This is a genomic window from Chromohalobacter israelensis DSM 3043 (assembly GCF_000055785.1).
GTDB classification, from domain to species: domain Bacteria; phylum Pseudomonadota; class Gammaproteobacteria; order Pseudomonadales; family Halomonadaceae; genus Chromohalobacter; species Chromohalobacter israelensis.
In genome coordinates this window covers 1495900-1515055 of record NC_007963.1, presented here as the reverse complement: position 1 = coordinate 1515055, position 19156 = coordinate 1495900, and the positions used below count along the sequence as shown (strand labels likewise).

Sequence of the window (19156 nt, the reverse complement as noted above, 5' to 3'; positions counted from 1 at the left end):
GGGTCATGAAAGTCGTCATGAGAGTGATCATGAAAAGGCCCGCCGCCCTCAACGGCGGCGGCACATCTCGGCAGGATGACGCAGCTGGGTCAGCAAGTAGCGCTTGAGATCATCCGCCGCACCGATTTCCTCCAGCGCCGTCGCCATGCAGGCCAGCCAGGCATCGCGCTCCTCGGGGCCGATATCCAGGTGACGATGCGCCGCGGGGATGGCGATCGGCCCGAAACGCTCGCGATAACGGCTCGGACCGCCCATCCAGCCGATCAGAAACGTCGTCAGCTTGTCGCGGGACTCGTCGAGATCGGCGGGGTGCAGGGCGCGAATCCCCCGCGCCTCGGGCAGGCGCTCCATGGCATCATAGAAGCGATCCACCAGCTCGCGTACCGCCGCCTCCCCGCCCACGGCGCGCAGCGTGCTGTCACCGACGCCGAAGACGCGCGACTGACGGGATTCGTCATGAGGTTTCATCGGCCGGCTCCGTCACGTGAATGCCGAACAGGCTGGCCTCGCCGGGCGCACGGCCGAGTGCTTCGGGCGCAGTAACCTGGCCGTCGCGCACCATGACGTGCCCGCCCTGTCCCTGGACACCACCGATCACGCTCCCCACCAGATAGGTGGGGAAGATCGCCGGGTCGTTTTCGTAGTTGGGGTTGTGAATCAGGCCGATCATCTGGAAGCGCCCGCGGGTGTTGCGCAGCGACTCCAGGGAGTCCTGGATGAGCCGGCGATGGGAGAGCTTCGAGAACAGGCCATCGAGCAGGATCACGCTCTCGCGGCTGGCCCGCGCACGGCGCTTGTGATGGCCGGGCAGCTCGCGCAACTCGCGCTCGATGGCAAACTCGGAGAGCTTGACCAGCCACATCAGCGACACTGCCTCGCGCTGCCCTTCCGACATGTCCTCGTTGAGCGAGAACAGTCGCCCGTGCGGACGAATGGCGTCGTGCTTGAGGCGAATCGACACCTCGTGGAACAGGCCACGATAGATGCGCCGACGAATCTGACGCACCAGGTCGTCGTCACGGCGTCGGCTATCGCCTTCGCTCATGCCGCCATCGCGCTCGGCGCGGCGCTTGAGCGCGGCCTGATGCTCGTCGATGTCGGCCAGCAACGTGGTGATCAGTTCACGCAGCGACTCGCCGTCGATCAGCGCGGCCTTGACCTCGAAGTAGGCACCGCCCTCGCCATGGCTACGCGCCACGCGCTTGAGAATGTCCAGGTTGCCGGCGGCATCCGAGATGATCGAGCTCAGCCGCTCGACCAGCGTGCCTTCGATCTGCTCGCGCGAGGCATGCAGACGCGCCACGCGCTGGCGGTGCTCCTCGAGCTGCGTATCGAGCTGACCATGCAGCCCGGCCAGGTCGTCGAGGGCGTCGGCCGTCACGCCTTTCAGGGCCGCCAGACGAGCACGTTCGGTCTCGCTGAAGGCGCGACTTTCGGCGGCGGCTTCCAGCGCCTGGGCGAGGCGCCGCTCGAGACCGCGCACCGTCTTGTCCTGACGTTCGCGATTGCGGGCGCGCTCGCCCAGGTTGAGCTCCGCCAGGGCGTCGAGCAGGGTTTGCTGACAGGCCTCCAGGTCGGGAAGCGACAACGTCGCCGACATGCCCGCCTGGGCATGCCATGTCGCCAACGCGGCCTCGCGCGTCTCGTGCCGTGGGTCGTCGAGCGGCCAGTGACTCGCGGCGGCGAGATCGTCCAGAGCCGCCAGCCGCCGCGCCCATCCCTCGGGTAGTTCGCGCATCACGCCCAGCCAGGCGATGGCCAGCTGGTCGACCCACTCCATGGCCCGGCGCTGCTCGGCCAGCCGCGCTTCCACCTCATCACGTTCGCGGCGCTGCGCCTTGAGTCCCTCGCGGGCCTCGAGATACGCCCGCTTGGCCGCGGCGATGTCGCGCTCGAGCTTCTGGCTGCCGCCGCTGGCGTCGCGCACGTCGAGATAGGCACGCAGGCGCGAGAAATCGAAGCGCGCACGTCGGCTCGCCGTTTCCAGCGCGGCCTCGAGTTCTTCCTGCACCACCTCGGCGGTGGCCATGAAGGCATCGCCGCCATCGGCCTCGAACTCGGCCAGGGCGCGCAATCGATCGCGTTCGCCATCGTCGAAGAGGCTGCGCCGCTCGGCATCGATCTCGTGCAGCCGGCGCGACACGGCCTCGTGATCGCGCTCTGCCTCGGCAAGCTGCTCGCGGATCTCGCCGAGTTGCGTCTCCAGCGTCTCCAGCCGCGCCTTCAAGGCTTCGAGACGCTCGATGCCACCGGCATCGGCGAAGCGCTCTGCGGCCAGCCAGGTCGCCCCGTGGGTCTCCAGCTCTTCCGCTGCTTGCTGCATCGCCGGACGGCAATCCGCGAGGTCGCGCTCGGCCTCCTCGAGTGCCGCCTCGGCCTGGGCCACGGCGGCCTGGCCGCCTGCCTGCAGATATCGCTGATAATCGTCGATGCAATTCAGCGCCGCCTCGGTCAAGCGCGGCGTCAGCTCCGCCTGGCGGGCGTCGAGCTGCTGCTGGCGCTCGTCGAGCGTGGCCAGGGCCGTCTCGGCGTCCGCCTGTTGCGCCTCGCGGGCCTTGAGCGCCAGCGCGAAGACATCGCCATGCGGGTCGAGACGTTCGCATTCCGCCGCCAGGGCGGCCCGACGCTCGCGGTCGGCACTCAGGCGGCGCTCGGTATCGCGACGCAACTCCTCGAGATAGCGTGGATCGAGCGCGGCCTTGACGGCCAGGGTTTCGCTGCCCTGCACCGCCCCCAGCGGTGGCTGATCGGCCTCGAGCAGAGCCGTCAGGCGTGCGCTCTCGAACACCGGCAACGCCAGCCCGGCGTCGATCAAGCAGCGCGCGGCGCGCTCCGCTTCGTCGTCTCCCGCCACCACCGGCGAAAACAGCAGGCCGGCGGCCTGGCTCAGCCAGCCGCGACGCCGTTCGCGTTCGACCTCGGCGTCGTTGAGCACCGCATGCAGGGGCTGCCAGGCGATCTCCGCGGCATCCAGGCACTGCTGGGCCTCGGCTTCCACCGCCCGCCGCTCGAGCGGATCGCCCGCCAGGCTGTCGAGATAACGCCGGCGCTCCTCGATGGCGTCATCCAGGGCATCGGCCTCGCTGAGCAGGCGCGGGTAGCGCCGCTGGGCATCACGCAGCCAGCGCTCGGGATCGGCCTCGAAACGCGAAGCGAAGTCACGCTGCGCCTGAGTCAACTCACGCAGACGCTGCTGCTCCTGCTCCAGGCGATGTCCTTCGTCATCCAGTGCGCGCGCACGCTCATACAGGGTTTGCCGCAGATGCACCGGCTCATCGTCGCCATGATAGTCGGCGTAACGCTGCGCTGCGTCATGCAGGGGGGCCAGGCGCGCCTGCTCTCGGCGGGCATCCTCGGCGCGTTGCTCGGCACCGTGACAGCGCGTTTCGAGTTCGGCCAACGCCGTCTTGCGGCGCGTCCAGAAGCCGGTGACGTCCTCCTCGGGCCAGCCGTCGACGAAGGCACGCCACGGTGCTTGCCCCTGCTCGAGCAAGCCCTGCTCGCCGGCCAGGCGTTGCTGTTCGTCGCGCAGCGCCTCGGCCTGATGGCGCAGCGTCTCGCAACGCGACGCCAACGGCTCACGCTGGGCCTCGGCCTCGGCATGCGCCTCTTCGAGCACCTCATCGCGCGCCTGCTTTTCGGCCAGGCGCTCGCCGGGCGATACCCCCGGGGCCTGTTGCTGGAACTCGGCATGCCAGGCGGCGACCTGCTTGAGCTCGCCAATGCGTCCCAGGTGAGCGTTCAAGGCTTGGCGTGCCGACTCGGCCTCGGCCTTCGCCGCCTCGGCGGTGGCTTCGGGTGCCTCCAGTTCGGCTTCGTCGAAGAGCCCCTCGCTCAGCGCCTGGGTATAGAAGCTCTGGTTGTCGACGAACTCGCGTTGCTGACCTTCCAGGCGTTCGCGTTGCTGCTCGAGCGTCTCGAGATGCCGCTCGGCGGCCTGAATGTCGGCGCCCAGCTCGTCGCGGTAGGTCTGGTCGGCGATCACTTCCTCGCGGAAGCGGTTGCCGTCGCGCGCTTCGAAGACATCGGCGCCGGCATCCAGCGCCGCCAGGGCACGATGGCGCGCGGCATCGTCGTCGAAGTTCAGGGTCTCGGCCAGCCATTCACGCGCCGCGGTGAAGTCGACGTGACCGATTTCGCGACCGGCCGGCCAGGCGGCCTCGGGCAGATGCACCAGCCGCCGGTGGGCGTCGACCCGCGCGCCGCGCTCGGACAGCGCCTGACGAATGCTGCGCTCGCTGCCTCCCGAGAGACGCGCCAGCAGCCATAGCGAGACTCGCGGCCGTCGTGTATCACCACTGGCCCAGGCGAAACCACAGGGTATCGCGGCATCCAGCGTTTCGTCCTCGGCCTCGACGGGTGTCGCGGGAATCCCCGGCAACCCCAGCAGCGCCTGTCCGCCGAGTAGACACTCGAGCCCCTGGAAGCCGGCATCGAGGCGCTCGAGCTCGTCGCGTGCCGCCAGCAGGGCTGCGCCGTCGTCGCTCAGCGTCGCCAGCCGCGCGACCTTGTCCTCGGCACGCCGCTGATCGTGCTCCGCCTCCTCGAGACGGTGACGCAACTCGGTGATGTTGGTACCGGAGTTGAGGATCACCTCCTCGATCAGTTCCTCGCTTTCGTCGGTCTCGCCCCGCGTCGCGCCGGAGAGGATCTCCGGGGCCAGCACCTCGAAGAAGAAGGCCTGGTCCGCCTTCTCGCCGCCGCGCGGCTTGATGGCATTGAAGATCTGGCTCTTGTCGGCGCCGCCCTCCTTCTGGAAGGCCGCCAGCTGCGCCAGCTCCCGGCGCGAGACATGCGCGCCGACCGCGTCGAGCCATTCTTCGCGGTTGTGGGTCAGGCGCACGCCACGATTCGCCATGTCGGCCTTGACGTCGCTGTTGGCACTCAACGCCAGCTTGCCGTCGACGGTGTAATGATGAACGGGGATGTCTTCCAGGCACCCGGCATAGTGATAAAAAGCGAGGCCGCTGCCGTCGCTGTAGCCGTAAAAGCCGAACACGAAGGTCTCGCCGGCGACTTCCTCGCCGGCGGCGGCGAGCATGTCGTCCTGGCGCTCGCTGCCGCTGCGGGTGCGGAATTCGACGCGCAAATGGCTCCAGCTACGCCCCTGGCCGGCCACCGTGGACGGCGAGCACTTGCGGCGCGTGCGCGAGATCAGGCTTCTGTCGCGGGACAGCAGACCGATCAGAGCTTCGGCCAGGGTGGTCTTGCCGAACCCGTTCTCCATGCTGATGGCGCTGGACTGACCGCGCAGATCGAGCAGCAGGTGACGCATCTTGGCGTCCCATGGCGAGGCGATATCGCCATGCTTGTTGAGCAGGTTGGCGACTTCGATGCGATTGATCACGCTCATGCCGTTTCCTCCGCGAGGCGTCCCTCGGCCAGCGCCTGGAGATGGCCCAATTGATGAATGCCGATTTGCTCGCACTCCAGGGCGCCAAGCAGGGTCTGCTGCCAGATATCGCCCGGCGAGGCGTCCTCGCCCGAGGCGCCGGACGCCTCGAGCAGGCCGGCGCGTACCTGCAGGTCGATGAAGGCCCGCACGCGGCGGTTGAGATCCTCGCCGCGCTCCTCGAGCAGCACGCGGCTGGTTTCCGGTGCCGCCTCGCCCAGCGCGCGCAACGCTTCGAGTTGATCGCGCAGCAGGTCGAGCAGCTCGTGACTGGCGAAGGTCGCCTCCTGGTAACGGCTGACGTCGGAAAGCGCGCGGTTGTACCGGGTGTACAGCAGGGTATTCATGAGCAGCCACAGTTGCAGATACCACTGCGCCAGCTCGCTGCGGCTTTCCTGACGCAACTTGAGGGCCTCGAACACCGGCTGACGGGTATACAACGGGGGCTGCTCGAGCTCCGGATCCGGCAACAGCGCGTAATACCGCGACCCCGGCGCGATGCCCGGAAAGTCGCCCGCCTCGAACGTCTTGAGCCTCAGCCCCTGGCCGGCCAGAAAGTCACGCAGCGCCTCGCGCTCGAGATCGCTGGCATCGTCGATCAGCGCGCAGACATCGCGCTCGGAGAGCTGGCCCTCGCGCGCGGCGCGGCGCTTGCGGCCACCGCCCGGGACGCGTTCGGCGCTGCGGTAGCGCAGCAGGTAGGCGACGACCTCGCCCATTTCACTCATGTTCATCGTGATGCATCCTCGTTGACCGGGGACGTGCCCGCCGCCGGCGTGGCGACGCGCAAGGAAGGCGTGACGGCGGCCTGGACCACGCGGCCGTCGTCCAGTGTGACGTCGAAACCGCGGGCCTCGATCCCCACCCGCAGGTGGCTGTCGAGCAGCTCGGTGTCGACGAAGGTATTGAGCAACTGCGCCAGGCAGTCGTCTCCCTCGAACCGGTGCCAGCCCTCGGCCAGGGCCTCGGGCAGCGAGAGCGGCGCCTTTTGGATCCGGGCCCGTAGCGCCGGTCCGCGCGCCTCCAGGAAGCGTGCCAGCAGAGGGTCCTCGGGGGCCGCGTCCTGGGCTTCATCGAAGACCAGCGCGGCATGGCTGGTCTCGGCGCGACGGGTCTCGAGCAATGGGGTCAGCGGTGCCAGGCGCGGCATGGCGACGTCGACGTGAAACGGCATCAGGCGTGTCACCAGTGCCTCGCTCATGCGTGGCGCGGCGGGCGCGGCCAGCAGACCGCGCGCCACATCGGCGAAGTCGACCACGCCCATCGACTGAATGCGCCCCTCGGCGATATCGGCCAGCAACTCCGATAGCCGTCGCGAGAGGTTCTCGATCGCCGTGAGCACGCGGCCGATGGCACTCGACAGCATGCGCAGATCCCATTCCTCGCCGTGACGTGCCGCCTCGCGCTCGCGCCAGTCGGCGAAGCGCTCCATCAAGCGTGGCGTGGAAAGCTGCGCGCGTGCGTCGAGCAGCGTCTCCTGAATGCTCGACAAGGCATTGTGATAGTGGCGCTCGTTGTCGAGCAACGCCGCCAGCTTGCCCTCGCGGGTGGGGTTTTCGCGCACCCGGCGCAGTTCCTGGGTCAAGGCGCGGATCGCCAGCAGGATCTGGTTGGTGATGTCGGGAATGCGGGCGAAATCGCCCCGCGCCAGGGCGGCCAGCACCTTGGCGGCGTCGTATTCGGAATACAGGAGGTCCTCGACCTGACTGGCCAGCGTCACCGCCTGGCGGCCACTGGCGGTCAGGCGTACCTGGCCGGTCTGGCTCTGCTTCTCGATCAGGGCGGTCCGCTTGGTGCTGCGCATCGCGCGGCGCGCCTCGGCCGCCTCCCCGGCATCCGGTTCCGGCGGCGCGAATGCATCGCGCACCTCCGGTGTCGGAGGCGCATCGCGAAAGTGCACTTCACTGGGCGTGGCGAGCAGGTTGACGACGAAGCCGAGGTCATCATGCGCCAGTTCGGGATAGAACTCGCGCAGGTGCGCCAGGCAGCGCGTCTGCGACACGAAGGCGCTGTTGGTCGCGAAGTCCACATCGAGCAGATAGTCCAGCAGCAAGCAGCCGAGGTCCAGCCAGTAGCCGTCGCGCAGGCCACGCCGGCTTTCCTGGCTGACGTGCACGAACGGCGAGCCGGGCTCATGGCCACTGTCATGTAGATCGAGCAGCCGCGTGGTGGCGACGAGAAGCTTGCTCCAGGCGGTCATGGGTCGTTTCCGTGGGCAAAAGACGCATTATGCCAACAGCGAGCGCCATGGGTCATGTCCGTGGCGGCATGTCGTGTCGATCACGCACGGCATCGGCGGTCCGTGCGCCATCCCGACGGCCACAGGGTGTAAGATGTCGCCTCAATCGTGGCAAGGAGCACCGCATGGCCGACATCGACGACACCCTGCAACGCGTCTTCGGCTACGCCGACTTCCGCCCCGGCCAGCGCCAGGTGGTCGAGGCCGTGACCCAGGGGCGCTCGGCGGCGGCGATATTTCCCACCGGATCCGGCAAGTCGCTCTGCTACCAGCTGCCGGCGCTGCATCTGCCGCACCTGACCCTGGTGGTATCGCCGCTGCTGGCGCTGATGCAGGATCAACTCGAGTTCCTGCGCCGCCACGGCATCGCCGCGGCGAGCCTCGACTCTCGCCAGAGCCGGGAGGAAGCCTCGGCGGTGATGGACGGCGTCAGGCGCGGCGACATCCGCATCCTGATGATTTCGGTGGAACGCCTCAAGAACGAGCGCTTCCGCGCCTTCCTGCAGCGGGTGCCGGTGTCGTTGCTGGTGGCCGACGAGGCGCACTGCTTGTCCGAGTGGGGCCACAATTTTCGTCCCGACTATCTCAAGCTGCCCGCCTATCAGCGTGAGTTCGCCATTCCGCAGGCGCTGTTGCTCACCGCCACGGCCACGCCGCGCGTCATCGACGACATGCGCGACAGCTTCGCCATCGACGCCCGGGATGTCGCCGCCACGGGCTTCTATCGTCCCAATCTCGACCTGCAGGTGCAGCCCACCGCCACCGAGCGCCGTCCCCGCGCCCTGGTCGAGTGGCTGGGGCCGCGCCTGGCCGCCTCGCCGCCCCAGCCCAGCATCGTCTACGTCACCCTGCAGAAAACCGCCGAGCAGATGGCGGCGTATCTGGGCAAGGCGGGGCTCGAGGCCCGCGCCTATCACGCCGGCCTCGACGGCGAGACCCGCGATGCCCTGCAGCAGGCGTTCATGAACGGCGAGATCAATTGCATCGTCGCCACCATCGCCTTCGGCATGGGCATCGACAAGGCCGATATCCGCAACGTCGTGCATTTCGATCTGCCCAAGTCGATCGAAAACTACAGCCAGGAGATCGGTCGCGCCGGACGCGACGGGCAACCCTCGAGCTGCCTGATGCTCGGCGGCCGCGACGCCCTGGGTGCGCTGGAAAACTTCGTCTACGGCGATACGCCCGAGCGCGACGGCATCGAGCGCGTCCTGCGGGACATCCGTGATGCCGCGCCCCAGGGTCAGTGGGAGGTACGCCTGAACGCCCTCTCCCAGCACAGCAACATACGGCCGCTGCCGCTCAAGACACTGCTGGTGAGACTCGAGCTCGAGGGCGTCATCGCCCCGCGCTACGCCTATTTCGCCGAATATCGCTTCAAGTATCTGATCGAGCCGGAGGCACTGATCGAGCGTTTCAACGGCGAACGTCGCGATTTCGTCGCCGCCCTGATCGAGGCCTCGCCCAGAGCCAAGACATGGTGCGCGCTGGACCATGAGGCGCTCGATGCCCTGGGTGCCGAGCGCGGTCTCGATACCACACGGCGTCGCGTCATCAGCGCCCTGGAGTATTTCAACGATCAGGGCTTCATCCAGCTCGAAAGCAAGCAGATGACCGAGGTGTACGGAGTGCTGCAGGCCGAGTTCGATATCGCGGCGCTCGCGACTCACCTGACCGAGTATTTCCAGCGCAAGGAAGCCGCCGAGATCGAACGGCTGCAGGCCATGCTGACCCTGTTCGAATCGACGACCTGCCTCAGCCGCCGTCTGGCCGATTATTTCGGCGATCACCAGGCGCCCGAGCATTGCGGTCATTGTTCGGTATGCCGTGGCCACGTCGCCCGGTTGCCCGCGGACACCGCACGCGCACCGCTCGATCCCCGGCAGCTCGCGGCATGGTGCGCGCCGCTTCAAGAACGCCTGGCCACGCTGGCCGACGCACCACCGCCCAGCACAGACCTGCTCACGCGCTATCTCGCGGGACTCACCACCCCGCTGCTGACGCGCCTCAAGGCACGCCAGCTCGAGGGGTTTGCGGCGCTGGAAGACCGCCCCTACCGCGACATCCACGAGGCCGTGCGAGTGTTGTCCACGGATAACGCCCAGGCCGCCGGACGCTAGGCTCTCCTCGGCTTCGACCTCTACACTAGGGGACAGGTACAAGGCATACGGCTTTCAACGATCTGACTTTCAACGACCAGGAGACAACGTCATGAGCGAGCTTTCCGAGCTGAAATGCGAAGCCTGCAGCGCCGACGCTCCCACCGTAAGTGAAGCGGAAATGCATAGCCTGGGCGCCGATGTTCCCGAGTGGCGGATCGTGGAGCGCGATGGCATTATGCAACTGGAGCGTGAATTCACGTTCCGCAATTTCGCGCAAGCCCTGGCGTTCACCAATCAGGTGGGCGATCTCGCCGAGGCACAAGGCCATCACCCGGCGCTGATCACCGAATGGGGCAAGGTCACCGTCACCTGGTGGTCCCACAAGATCGGGGGCTTGCACAAGAACGATTTCATCATGGCCGCCAGAACCGACGAGGTAGCGCAGTCCAATGTTCGAGCAGATTGAACGCGTGCCCGGGGATGCCATCCTCGGGCTCATCGAAGCCTTCAAAAAGGATCCCAACCCCCAGAAGGTCGATCTGGGGGTCGGCGTTTACCGTGACGCTCACGGCAATACGCCCGTCATGCGGGCCGTAAAGGAGGCCGAGGCGCGGCTGCTGAAGAACGAGACGACCAAGAGCTACATCGGCTCGCATGGCGATCCGCGCTATGGCCAGGCGGTGCTCGAGCTGGTCCTCGGCGCGCAATCCCCGGTGCTGGCCGCCAATCGCGCCAGCGCGACCCAGTCGCCCGGTGGTACCGGCGCGTTGCGTCTGGCGGCGGACTTCATCAAGTCGCAGCTGCCCGGCAAGGGCATCTGGGTCTCCGATCCGACCTGGCCCAACCACCTGGGCATCTTTCATGCGGCCGGCGTCGAGCTGAAGAAGTATCCGTACGTGGATGCCGACAACCGCCTCGACTTCGAGGGCATGCTGAGCGCCCTGCAGCAGATTCCCGAAGGGGATGTCGTGCTGTTGCACGCCTGCTGCCACAATCCGTCGGGCTTCGACCTGTCACGCGAGCAATGGCAGCGCGTGCTCGAGGTCGTGCGTGAGCGCCGCCTGCTGCCGCTGGTCGACTTCGCCTATCAAGGCTTCGGCGATGGCCTCGATGCCGACGCCTACGGGCCGCGCCTGCTGGCCGAAAACCTCGACGAGGTCATGATCACCAGTTCCTGCTCCAAGAACTTCGGGGTCTATCGCGAGCGCACCGGCTGCATGATCATGATCGCCCGCGACAGCGAGCAGATGGAAAACGTCCGCTCTCAGATGGCCATCGTCGCCCGCGAGAATTACTCCAACCCGCCGGCCCATGGCGGCGCGGTCGTGGCCGAGATTCTCCACGACGAAGCACTGGCCACGGTGTGGCGCGAGGAGCTCACCGAGATGCGCGACCGCATCAATGGCTTGCGCCGTGACTTCGTCGAGGCACTCAAGCCCTATGGGCTGGACGAGCGCTTCGCGTTCATCGCCGAGCAACGCGGCATGTTCTCCTACACCGGGCTGAGCCCGGAACAGGTCGACCGTCTGCGCGACGAATTCGGTATCTACATGGTGCGCTCCGGCCGCGCCAACGTCGCCGGCCTGTCGCAGGAAAACCTGCCCTACGTGGCCAAGGCCATCGCTGCCGTCGTCGGCTGACGACGACGCCGGTGACCGGCACGAAAACGCCCGGTGCGGTTCTCCGCATCGGGCGTTTTCGTTTCTCGCCTCGCCGCTGCACGACGTGGCGTACGGCTCAGGTCCGGACCTGCCGTCTGCGGATTGGCAGACGCATTGTCGCCCCCGCTTTCAATCCGCCACCTCGGGCAGCGTCTCCGAGCCGACCTCGTCCCGGAACGTCTCTCGCGTGACCTCGCCCGTGCCGTCATCGAGCCTTTGGAAGAGCTCGAGTTGGCCGGCCTGACGCGCCTCTTCTTCGCTAAGCACGCCATCCTGGTCGACATCCATCTGCCCGAAAGTCACCGCGTTACGGCGCTGATCGAGCGGGGTCTGCGCGCCCCCCTGCCCGAAACTGGCCTTGTCTTCGCCGACGCCGGTCGCCTCGTCGCCGATATCGCTCGCTTGCGTGGCCGGCCCGTTGTCGCTTTCGGATGACGCCGCATCCGTCTGGGCCAACACCGGCCCACTCAGTAACACCACCAGCGCACCGATTCCCCACCTGCGCCAGACAGCGGACATCGTCATCGCGGCCTCCTGTTCGCTTTCGTCGCTTTCCGCTTTCATGGCATCCCGGCTCACAGCAGGAACCGGGACGAATGCCAGTATTGGACAAGCGAAGCCCGCAGGGATTCCCCTGTCGACGAAATCACGCGGCGTAGCGGGAGACGTCCAGTCCGATGGGGTCGATGGCGGGCCGACGCCCGGCCATCAAATCGGCGAGCAGATGGGCACTGCCGCAGCTCATCGTCCAACCGAGAGTGCCATGACCGGTGTTGAGCCAGAGGTTGTCGTAACGCGTGGCGCCGATGATCGGCGTCGAATCCGGGGTCATCGGGCGCAGCCCGGTCCAGAACTCGGCCTTGGCCGCGTCGCCGCCTTCAGGAAAGACATCGCGCACCACCATGCTGATGGTCGCACGCCGCTTTTCCAGCAGGCTCAGATCGTAGGAGGCCAACTCGGCGGTACCACCGACACGTATCCGGTCGTCGAAACGCGAGATCGCGACCTTGAAGGTCTCGTCCATGACCGTGGATTGAGGCGCGCCCCCATCGTCGGTCACCGGCAGCGTCAGGCTATACCCCTTGACCGGATAAATCGGCAAGCGGATATCCAGGTCCTTGACCAGCAGCGGCGAGAAGCTGCCCAGGCACACCACATAGGCATCCGCTCGAAGAGAGCCCGCCGACGTGACCACGCGCTCCACGCGCCCGGCCTGGCGTTCGATACGCTGAACATCCACACCGAAGCGGAACGTGACCCCCAGGTGCTCGCGACAATGCTCGGCCAGGCGTTGCGTGAACAAGTGGCAATCGCCGGTCTGATCGTCGGGCAAGTGCAGCCCGCCCACGAACTTGCCCGGCACGCGCGCCAGTGCCGGTTCGGCCGTCACCAGTTCCTCGGCACCCAGCAGCCGGTGACGCACGCCGCATTCACTCAACACCCGCATGTCCTTGCCAGCCGCCTCGACCTGCGATTCATGCCGGAAAAGCTGCAGCAGACCGCGCTGGCGATCCTCGTAGCGAATTCCCGTATCGCGGCGCAGTGCATCGATGCATTGGCGGCTGTACTCGGCGACACGCACCATGCGCTCCTTGTTGACGGCATAGCGCTCGGGCGTGCAGTTGTTGAACATCGCCATCATGAAGCGTGCCATGGCAGGGTCGCGCTTGGGCTGAATCTTCAGCGGTGCATGCTCCTGGAACATCCACTTGAGTGCCTTGCGCGGGATGCCGGGCGCCGCCCAGGGGGAGGAAAACCCGAACGACACCTGACCGGCATTGCCGTAGCTGGTTTCCATGGCGGGGGCCTCGCGACGATCCACCACCGTGACCTCGTGCCCCTGGGTCGCCAGGTAATAGGCGCTGGTGACCCCGACGACGCCACTACCGAGAATGAGTACCTGCATGGATGCCTCGCCTCTGTACTGAACGCACTGAAAAGAAGCGCCAGTATAAGACGAGAAAACCAGTGGAATATTTTGTATTGACGCTATCACATGCTTGATGTGAACGAATTTTTTATGAAAGTCAGTCCTTGAAACTTAAAAAACAGTGTTTTGCAGAATCACTCCGCGGTGGCCATGCGACGCTTCAGGGAGCGGCGGAAAATCCCCCAGGCCAGCCCCCCGGCCAGTACGTTGCCCAGGGCGGCGCCCCAGGCGACGCCGAAGACGCCGGCCAGCCATGCCCCAAGCGCCAGGCAAGGCAGATAACAGACGAACAGGCGCATGAACGACAACAGCATCGCACGCATCGGCCACCCCAGGGCATTGGAGGCAGACACCACGAGCATGCACAGCCCCAGCAGGCTGTAGCTGGGCAGCAGCCAGCGAATCAACATGGCGAGTTCATCGCGTATTTCCGGATTGCCCGACAACGCCACGGCCACCCAGGGCGCCGCCACGGCCATGACGATTCCCAGACCGAGCTGCCAGATGGCAGCGGTGCGTGCCGCCAGCATCATCAGCGCCTCGATACGTGGCCAGTCTCCCGCCCCGTAACAGCGCCCCAGCCAAGGTGGCAGCGACATGGTCAAGGCCAGCACCACCATCAGCGACAACGTTTCCAGGCGGCTGGCGAGCCCCCAGGCCGCCACGGCGGTTTCGCCCAGCCCGGCCACCACCCAGGTCGCCAGCATCGCGGAAAGCGGAGGCATCAGCTGGCTGACCATCGCTGGGCCCGCGATGGTCACGAACGGACCGGACGACTCGCGTACCTCGCGACGCAGTCCATGACGCGCCAGCCAATCATGCGAACGAAGACGCCGTACCAGCAGCCAGATGCCGATGGCGAACGCGATTGCCGTTGCCCACGCCGCGCCAGGCAGCCCCCAGCCCGACCAGTCGCCGACACCGAAGATCAGCAGTGGATCCAGCCCCAGGTTGAGCAGGCTGGTGACGACCATGAGCTTGCCCGGCAGGCGGGTATCGCCGTGCGCACGAAACAGGCTATAGCCGAAATACAGCACTGCGCCCAGCCAGTTGGCCAGCAGTTGCGGCCCCCAGTAGGCACGGATCAGGGCACGCGTGGGCGTATCGGCCCCCAGCAAGGTGAACAGCGGCGTCTGCGCCAGCCACATGATCAGCATCAGCACCGCCATCAGCGCACTGCCGCCGAACAGAACGAGGGTACCCAGGCGTCGCGCACGCGCCATGTCGTCGGCACCGAGGGTTCGCGAAATCAACGCCGCAATGGCGATCCCCATCCCCACCTGCACGCCAATGATCAGAAACGACAGCGGAAACGTGAAGGACTGAGCGGCGAGCGGTTGCGTCCCGAGGCGGGCGATGAAGGCACTGTCGACGAGCTGGAAGCCCAGAAGCGCCAGGACGCCGATAGCCATGGGCCAGGTCTGCTGCCACAGCTGGCGGCGTAACGAGGATGTGGATTCCGTCACGGAAACCTCTTTGCGAATCAGCGTTCAAGGTATCAAACAGTGCGCCCCCGGTATCGAGAATACCGGGGGCGCCAAGCCTAGCAGAAAGCGTCCTCAATGGCGCCGGTCTTGCGCGTTCAGTCCCACTCGGGGGCAAAGTCCGGGTTGGCGATACGCTCGCCGCGATCCAGCGCGTCGATACGAGCCATCTCCTCGGCACTCAGCGTGATCCGCATCGCCTCGAGATTGGACTGCTGGTGCGCCGGCTTCGTCGAGGACGGAATCACCACGATATCGCGGGCCGCCACCCAGGCGAGCGCGATCTGAGCCGGTGTCGCCTCGTGCGCCTCGGCGATCGCCTGGAGTACCGGATCATCCATCACCTTGCCCACTGCCAGCGGCATGTAGCCCGTCACCTGCAGGCCCTTGTCCTGACAATGCGCCACCACCTTGCGGTTGGCCAGGTAAGGATGCACCTCGATCTGGTTGGTGATCAGATGCTCGCCGCCCGGCACCGACAGCGCCCGATCGATCTGCGCCACCGTAAAGTTGGAGACGCCGATGTCGCGCGTCAGGCCCTGTTCACGGGCCTGGTTCAAGGCCCCGATGTAGTCGGCCATCGGCACTTCATCATCGGGCGAAGGCCAATGCACCAGCGCCAGATCGACGTAATCGACCCCGAGCTGTCGCCGACTTTCCTCGAGGCTATCGAGCAATGCCTGCGGCTGCAGTTGATCCCACCATACCTTGGTGGTCAAGAAGATCTCCTCGCGCGGCACGTGGCTTTGCGCGAGCGCCTCGCCTACCGCGCGCTCGTTGCCATAGAACTGCGCGGTATCGATATGCCGATACCCCAGCGACAGCGCCGAGGTCACGGAATCGATGACGTCCTGATCCTTGAGGCGAAAGGTACCAAGCCCGATACGAGGCAAGACCGTGCGTTGCGTAGCCATGCTGACTCCTTGTCATGCTGCGAGAAAGGCGCCTGGATACAACAGGAAAAAGTCATTAAGCGCCCTGTTTTACGTTTAGATCACGTGGGGCCCCCGCCATTGACTTTCAATACCGTTCACCCCCTAGATCATGGCGACGATGCGTCCCTTGCCGCCTTCATATGCCACACGGTAGAAATATAAAGTTACATTTTGAAAAGATTTCATTGCATGCCTCATTCATTCTATGCCCGCATGGTCATCGCGGCGGTCATGCCTTTCATGGTCATGCTGACGGGCTGCATCACGCTCTACCAGGCGTCTCAGGCGGAACAGCACACGGCACGCAGCGTCGCACAGACGCTGGGCGTGATCGCCGATGCCAATCATCTGATGCGTCTGTTCATGGATGCCGAGACCGCCCAGCGTGGCTACGCGCTCACCAGAGACGGCGATTACCTGGCACCCTACCAGCGGGCCCTGAGCATGTTTCCGCGTACCCTGGGAACCCTGCGTGACAGCGTCCAGGGCGAGACGCAGCAACAGCGTCTGGCACGTGCCAACCGGCTGTTCCGTCAGTGGGTGAAAAACGTCGCCAATGTCAGCATCGTCGAAACACAAGGCAACGGCAGCGGCCTGCCGGGGGCTGCGACGCCTGCCAGCAAACGCCTGGTGGACGAGTTTCGCGTGATCATGGGCAACTTCATCGATACCGAGGAGGCGTCCCTGCATGTACGCCAATCCGACAGCCGTGATGCCGCTATGAATGCACAGCGGATCATGATCGTCAGTATCCTCCTGGCGCTCGCCGGTGCCCTGGTCACCTGGTGGCCGCTTTTCCAGCGCACACGACATGCCGTGATGGAGATTACCCAGCGTTCGCGGCGCATGGTGGAAGGCGACCTCAGCCAGCGCGTCATACTGCCCGGGCGCGATGAATTTGCCTGGATGGCACACGCCTTCAATGCCATGGCGGCACGCCTCGAAGCCCTGGTCATCACCGAAAAACGCACCAGCCGAGAACTCGCCGAACGCGTCCATGCCCTGGTTCAGGAGCGTACGCGCGACATGCGGGCTCGCCATGCCTTGATCGAAACCCTGCAAGCCTGCCGCGACACCCGCAGCGCCCAGGACGCCCTGCGCGATCAATTGCCTCATGTCTTTTCCCACGCACGGGGCGGCGCGCTGTGGTGCCTGGACATGCATTCTCCGCAGCCGCCTCAGCGTGTGTGTCACTGGGGCGATGCGCCGGAAAACGACGTGCAAACGTTCCAGACGTGTCATGCCCTGCACACGGGCCAGCCGCAGGACATCGCACTGCCATCGGCACGACACGCCAGCGTATGCCCGCACGTGCTGGCGTCACCGACGCCCGGACGTCATTTGTGTCTGCCACTGAAGGGCTCGGAGGGCATTCTCGGCGTGTTGCAGGTGCACTGGCTGCCCGAGCGCGATGCCGACGACGACAACGATGCCCGCGTCGACTTCGCCAAGGGCGTCGCCGAGGACATGGTATTGTCCCTGAGCAACGTTCGGCTGCGTGAACAACTCGAGGAGGCCAGCATCCGCGATGCCTTGACGGGCCTGTACAACCGGCGTTTCCTGGACGAGACCCTGGCGCGCGAACTGGCGCGTGCCGAGCGGCAAGCGGTCCCCTTGTGCGTGCTCATGCTGGATATCGATCATTTCAAGCCGATCAATGACGATTACGGGCATGCATTGGGCGACCGAGCACTGGTCGCGGTAGCCGAACTGCTGAACGCCCATGTCAGGCGCGACGATATCGTATGCCGCTACGGTGGGGAGGAATTCGTGATCATCATGCCCGGCGCCGGCCTGGATGCCGCACAGCGGCGTGGCGACCATTTACGCCGTTGCGTCAGCGCGCTGGACGTCGAGGCGAATGTCCCGGCGCCGATACGCTTGACCGTGTCTCTGGGGCTCGCCTGTTACCCGCAACATGGCGACAACGCGGAACACCTGCTGCACAGTGCCGACATGGCGCTCTACGAAGCCAAGCAAGGCGGCCGCAATCGCCTGACGATCGCTTCGCCGTGAACTGAACGACATCGCCCCGCCGAAGCGGGGCGATGTGGAAGACATCAAGAGCGGGCATGTCCCGTGGTTATTGGCGAATGCCCTCGACCACGAGGTACATTTCCACGCTGGAAGCCGTGGGCCCCAGCTTGCTGGTATCGATGCCGAAATCGGCCAGCGTCAGCGTCGTCGTGCCCTCGAAGCCATGGCGATATTCGCCCCAGGGATCATCGCCCCCACCGATATGCTCGACATCGATGGTGATCGGCTGCGTTTCGCCATGCAGCGTCAGGTTGCCCGACAGCTCGCCCTCACCGTCGCCGGTCGACTCGAATCCCGTGGACTCGAACGTCGCGGTGGGATACTCCGAGGCGTCGAGGAAGTCGTCGCTCAGGAGGTGCTTGTCGCGTTCGGCGTGTGCCGTATGGAGGCTGCTCACGTCGACCTCGACATTGGCGCTGGAGGCTTCCGGCGCGTCGGGATCGTAATTGAACGTCCCCGTGAAGTCATCGAAGGTGCCCAGCACATAGGAATAGCCCAGGTGGCTGATCTTGAACTGGATGAAGGCATGCTGCCCCTTGCTGTCGATCTGGTACTCGGCGGCGTTGGCCTGAGTCATCGGCAACAGTGCGGCTGCGCCGAGGGCGGCACCGGTTACGGTATTGCGTAGCGTTTTCGAGAACATCGTCACCTCCTGAGGTGAAGGATTGAAGTGCCAACGCGGCGGAGCATCACCACGCGTATCGGACTCATTGGCGTCGGGACACGCTCGGCCACCACATGCGACGCAGCGTGTCCCGACGATCGAGAAGATGATGCTTGAGCGCCGCCAGCGTATGTCCCGCGGCCAGCACGATCAGCGCCCAGGCCGCGTACCAGTGAACGTCGCCCGCCAGCGTCGCCTGATTGGGCAATCCACTGATCAGTGCCGGCACCTCGAAGATACCGAAAACACTGATTCCCTGCCCTTCGGCGGTCGAGATCAAATAGCCGCTCATCAACACCGTCAACAGCAGTACGTAGAGCAGCACATGCCCGGCATGGGCGAGCCAACGCTCCCAGCGTTCCCCCTGGGCCCCGGGAGTGGACTGGCTCAAGCGCCATGCCACGCGCAAAAGCGTCACGCCCAGCAGCAACATGCCGAAGGATTTGTGCCACCAAGGGGCGAGCTGGTACCAGCTGTCATAGTAGCCGAGCCCGGTCATCCACCAGCCCAGTGCAAAGAGTCCTACCACGATCAAGGCACTCAGCCAGTGCATGACGATGCTGGCAATGCCCCACCCATGGATCGTGTTACGCCACATAGCCGCACTCCGCATGCTTTGCATCTCAGCATAACGGCTGGCGCGCGGAGCGCCAGGACGTCACGGGGAAAGGCATCATTAACCAGATGGAAACAATGGCCCGCATGAACGGGC

At 65.7% G+C, this 19156-nt stretch carries 14 protein-coding genes; 4 read left to right on the top strand and 10 right to left on the bottom strand.

Annotated features, from left to right (window positions below; translation table 11 throughout):
• Positions 1 to 48 precede the first annotated feature (48 nt).
• The 4 genes from CSAL_RS06735 to CSAL_RS06720 are packed head-to-tail and all read right to left on the bottom strand — an operon-like array spanning position 49 to position 7592.
• A complete protein-coding gene (locus CSAL_RS06735; RefSeq protein WP_011506627.1) occupies positions 49 to 468 on the bottom strand; it encodes a group II truncated hemoglobin in 420 nt (139 codons plus the stop codon).
• Positions 455 to 5353 (bottom strand): coiled-coil domain-containing protein, encoded by a 4899-nt coding sequence (locus CSAL_RS06730; RefSeq protein ID WP_011506626.1) that lies wholly within the window; start codon positions 5351 to 5353, stop codon positions 455 to 457. Before CSAL_RS06730 ends, CSAL_RS06735 begins: the two co-directional genes overlap by 14 nt.
• Positions 5350 to 6126: a hypothetical protein gene (locus tag CSAL_RS06725; protein ID WP_011506625.1), complete on the bottom strand. Its 777-nt coding sequence runs from the start codon at positions 6124 to 6126 to the stop codon at positions 5350 to 5352. Before CSAL_RS06725 ends, CSAL_RS06730 begins: the two co-directional genes overlap by 4 nt.
• Entirely contained in the window at positions 6123 to 7592 is a 1470-nt protein-coding gene (locus tag CSAL_RS06720; RefSeq protein WP_011506624.1) for a hypothetical protein, read from the bottom strand. The genes CSAL_RS06725 and CSAL_RS06720 overlap by 4 nt, the downstream gene beginning before the upstream one ends.
• 164 nt (positions 7593 to 7756) lie before the next feature.
• Here CSAL_RS06720 and CSAL_RS06715 point away from each other — a divergent pair, with 164 nt between their 5' ends.
• The 3 genes from CSAL_RS06715 to CSAL_RS06705 all read left to right on the top strand — a co-directional run bounded on the left by CSAL_RS06715 (position 7757) and on the right by CSAL_RS06705 (position 11373).
• On the top strand, positions 7757 to 9751 hold the full coding sequence (locus tag CSAL_RS06715; protein WP_011506623.1) for a RecQ family ATP-dependent DNA helicase: 1995 nt from the start codon (positions 7757 to 7759) through the stop codon (positions 9749 to 9751).
• 91 nt (positions 9752 to 9842) lie between these two features.
• On the top strand, positions 9843 to 10199 hold the full coding sequence (locus CSAL_RS06710) for a 4a-hydroxytetrahydrobiopterin dehydratase (RefSeq protein WP_011506622.1): 357 nt from the start codon (positions 9843 to 9845) through the stop codon (positions 10197 to 10199).
• Positions 10183 to 11373 carry an amino acid aminotransferase gene (locus CSAL_RS06705; protein WP_011506621.1) on the top strand — a complete coding sequence of 397 codons (1191 nt, stop codon included), beginning with the start codon at positions 10183 to 10185 and terminating at the stop codon, positions 11371 to 11373. The genes CSAL_RS06710 and CSAL_RS06705 overlap by 17 nt, the downstream gene beginning before the upstream one ends.
• Before the next feature lie 150 nt (positions 11374 to 11523).
• Here the strand turns inward: CSAL_RS06705 and CSAL_RS06700 are convergent, their stop codons facing one another.
• The 4 genes from CSAL_RS06700 to dkgB form a co-directional block, all read right to left on the bottom strand.
• On the bottom strand, positions 11524 to 11958 hold the full coding sequence (locus CSAL_RS06700) for a hypothetical protein (RefSeq protein ID WP_011506620.1): 435 nt from the start codon (positions 11956 to 11958) through the stop codon (positions 11524 to 11526).
• Between the two features lie 82 nt (positions 11959 to 12040).
• Positions 12041 to 13300 (bottom strand): D-amino acid dehydrogenase, encoded by a 1260-nt coding sequence (locus tag CSAL_RS06695; protein WP_011506619.1) that lies wholly within the window; start codon positions 13298 to 13300, stop codon positions 12041 to 12043.
• Between the two features lie 158 nt (positions 13301 to 13458).
• Positions 13459 to 14790: an MATE family efflux transporter gene (locus CSAL_RS06690; RefSeq protein WP_011506618.1), complete on the bottom strand. Its 1332-nt coding sequence runs from the start codon at positions 14788 to 14790 to the stop codon at positions 13459 to 13461.
• Between the two features lie 116 nt (positions 14791 to 14906).
• The gene (gene dkgB / locus CSAL_RS06685; protein ID WP_011506617.1) at positions 14907 to 15722 is read right to left on the bottom strand and encodes a 2,5-didehydrogluconate reductase DkgB; all 816 of its coding nucleotides are present in this window, start codon (positions 15720 to 15722) and stop codon (positions 14907 to 14909) included.
• 210 nt (positions 15723 to 15932) lie between these two features.
• On the opposite strand from dkgB, the gene CSAL_RS06680 reads away from it, so the two are divergent.
• On the top strand, positions 15933 to 17759 hold the full coding sequence (locus tag CSAL_RS06680) for a sensor domain-containing diguanylate cyclase (RefSeq protein WP_011506616.1): 1827 nt from the start codon (positions 15933 to 15935) through the stop codon (positions 17757 to 17759).
• Positions 17760 to 17826: 67 nt separating this feature from the next.
• Here the strand turns inward: CSAL_RS06680 and CSAL_RS06675 are convergent, their stop codons facing one another.
• Both CSAL_RS06675 and CSAL_RS06670 read right to left on the bottom strand, forming a co-directional pair.
• The gene (locus CSAL_RS06675; protein ID WP_011506615.1) at positions 17827 to 18423 is read right to left on the bottom strand and encodes a YceI family protein; all 597 of its coding nucleotides are present in this window, start codon (positions 18421 to 18423) and stop codon (positions 17827 to 17829) included.
• A gap of 64 nt (positions 18424 to 18487) precedes the next feature.
• Complete coding sequence (locus CSAL_RS06670; RefSeq protein WP_011506614.1) at positions 18488 to 19042, bottom strand: cytochrome b; 555 nt, start codon at positions 19040 to 19042, stop codon at positions 18488 to 18490.
• Between the last annotated feature and the right edge of the window lie 114 nt (positions 19043 to 19156).

Coding starts and splice junctions, on each gene's coding strand:
- CSAL_RS06735 (WP_011506627.1), bottom strand. CDS start 468: ATGAAACCTCATGACGAATCCCGTCAGTCGCGCGTCTTCGGCGTCGGT.
- CSAL_RS06730 (WP_011506626.1), bottom strand. CDS start 5,353: ATGAGCGTGATCAATCGCATCGAAGTCGCCAACCTGCTCAACAAGCAT.
- CSAL_RS06725 (WP_011506625.1), bottom strand. CDS start 6,126: ATGAACATGAGTGAAATGGGCGAGGTCGTCGCCTACCTGCTGCGCTAC.
- CSAL_RS06720 (WP_011506624.1), bottom strand. CDS start 7,592: ATGACCGCCTGGAGCAAGCTTCTCGTCGCCACCACGCGGCTGCTCGAT.
- CSAL_RS06715 (WP_011506623.1), top strand. CDS start 7,757: ATGGCCGACATCGACGACACCCTGCAACGCGTCTTCGGCTACGCCGAC.
- CSAL_RS06710 (WP_011506622.1), top strand. CDS start 9,843: ATGAGCGAGCTTTCCGAGCTGAAATGCGAAGCCTGCAGCGCCGACGCT.
- CSAL_RS06705 (WP_011506621.1), top strand. CDS start 10,183: ATGTTCGAGCAGATTGAACGCGTGCCCGGGGATGCCATCCTCGGGCTC.
- CSAL_RS06700 (WP_011506620.1), bottom strand. CDS start 11,958: ATGAAAGCGGAAAGCGACGAAAGCGAACAGGAGGCCGCGATGACGATG.
- CSAL_RS06695 (WP_011506619.1), bottom strand. CDS start 13,300: ATGCAGGTACTCATTCTCGGTAGTGGCGTCGTCGGGGTCACCAGCGCC.
- dkgB (WP_011506617.1), bottom strand. CDS start 15,722: ATGGCTACGCAACGCACGGTCTTGCCTCGTATCGGGCTTGGTACCTTT.
- CSAL_RS06680 (WP_011506616.1), top strand. CDS start 15,933: ATGCCTCATTCATTCTATGCCCGCATGGTCATCGCGGCGGTCATGCCT.
- CSAL_RS06675 (WP_011506615.1), bottom strand. CDS start 18,423: ATGTTCTCGAAAACGCTACGCAATACCGTAACCGGTGCCGCCCTCGGC.
- CSAL_RS06670 (WP_011506614.1), bottom strand. CDS start 19,042: ATGTGGCGTAACACGATCCATGGGTGGGGCATTGCCAGCATCGTCATG.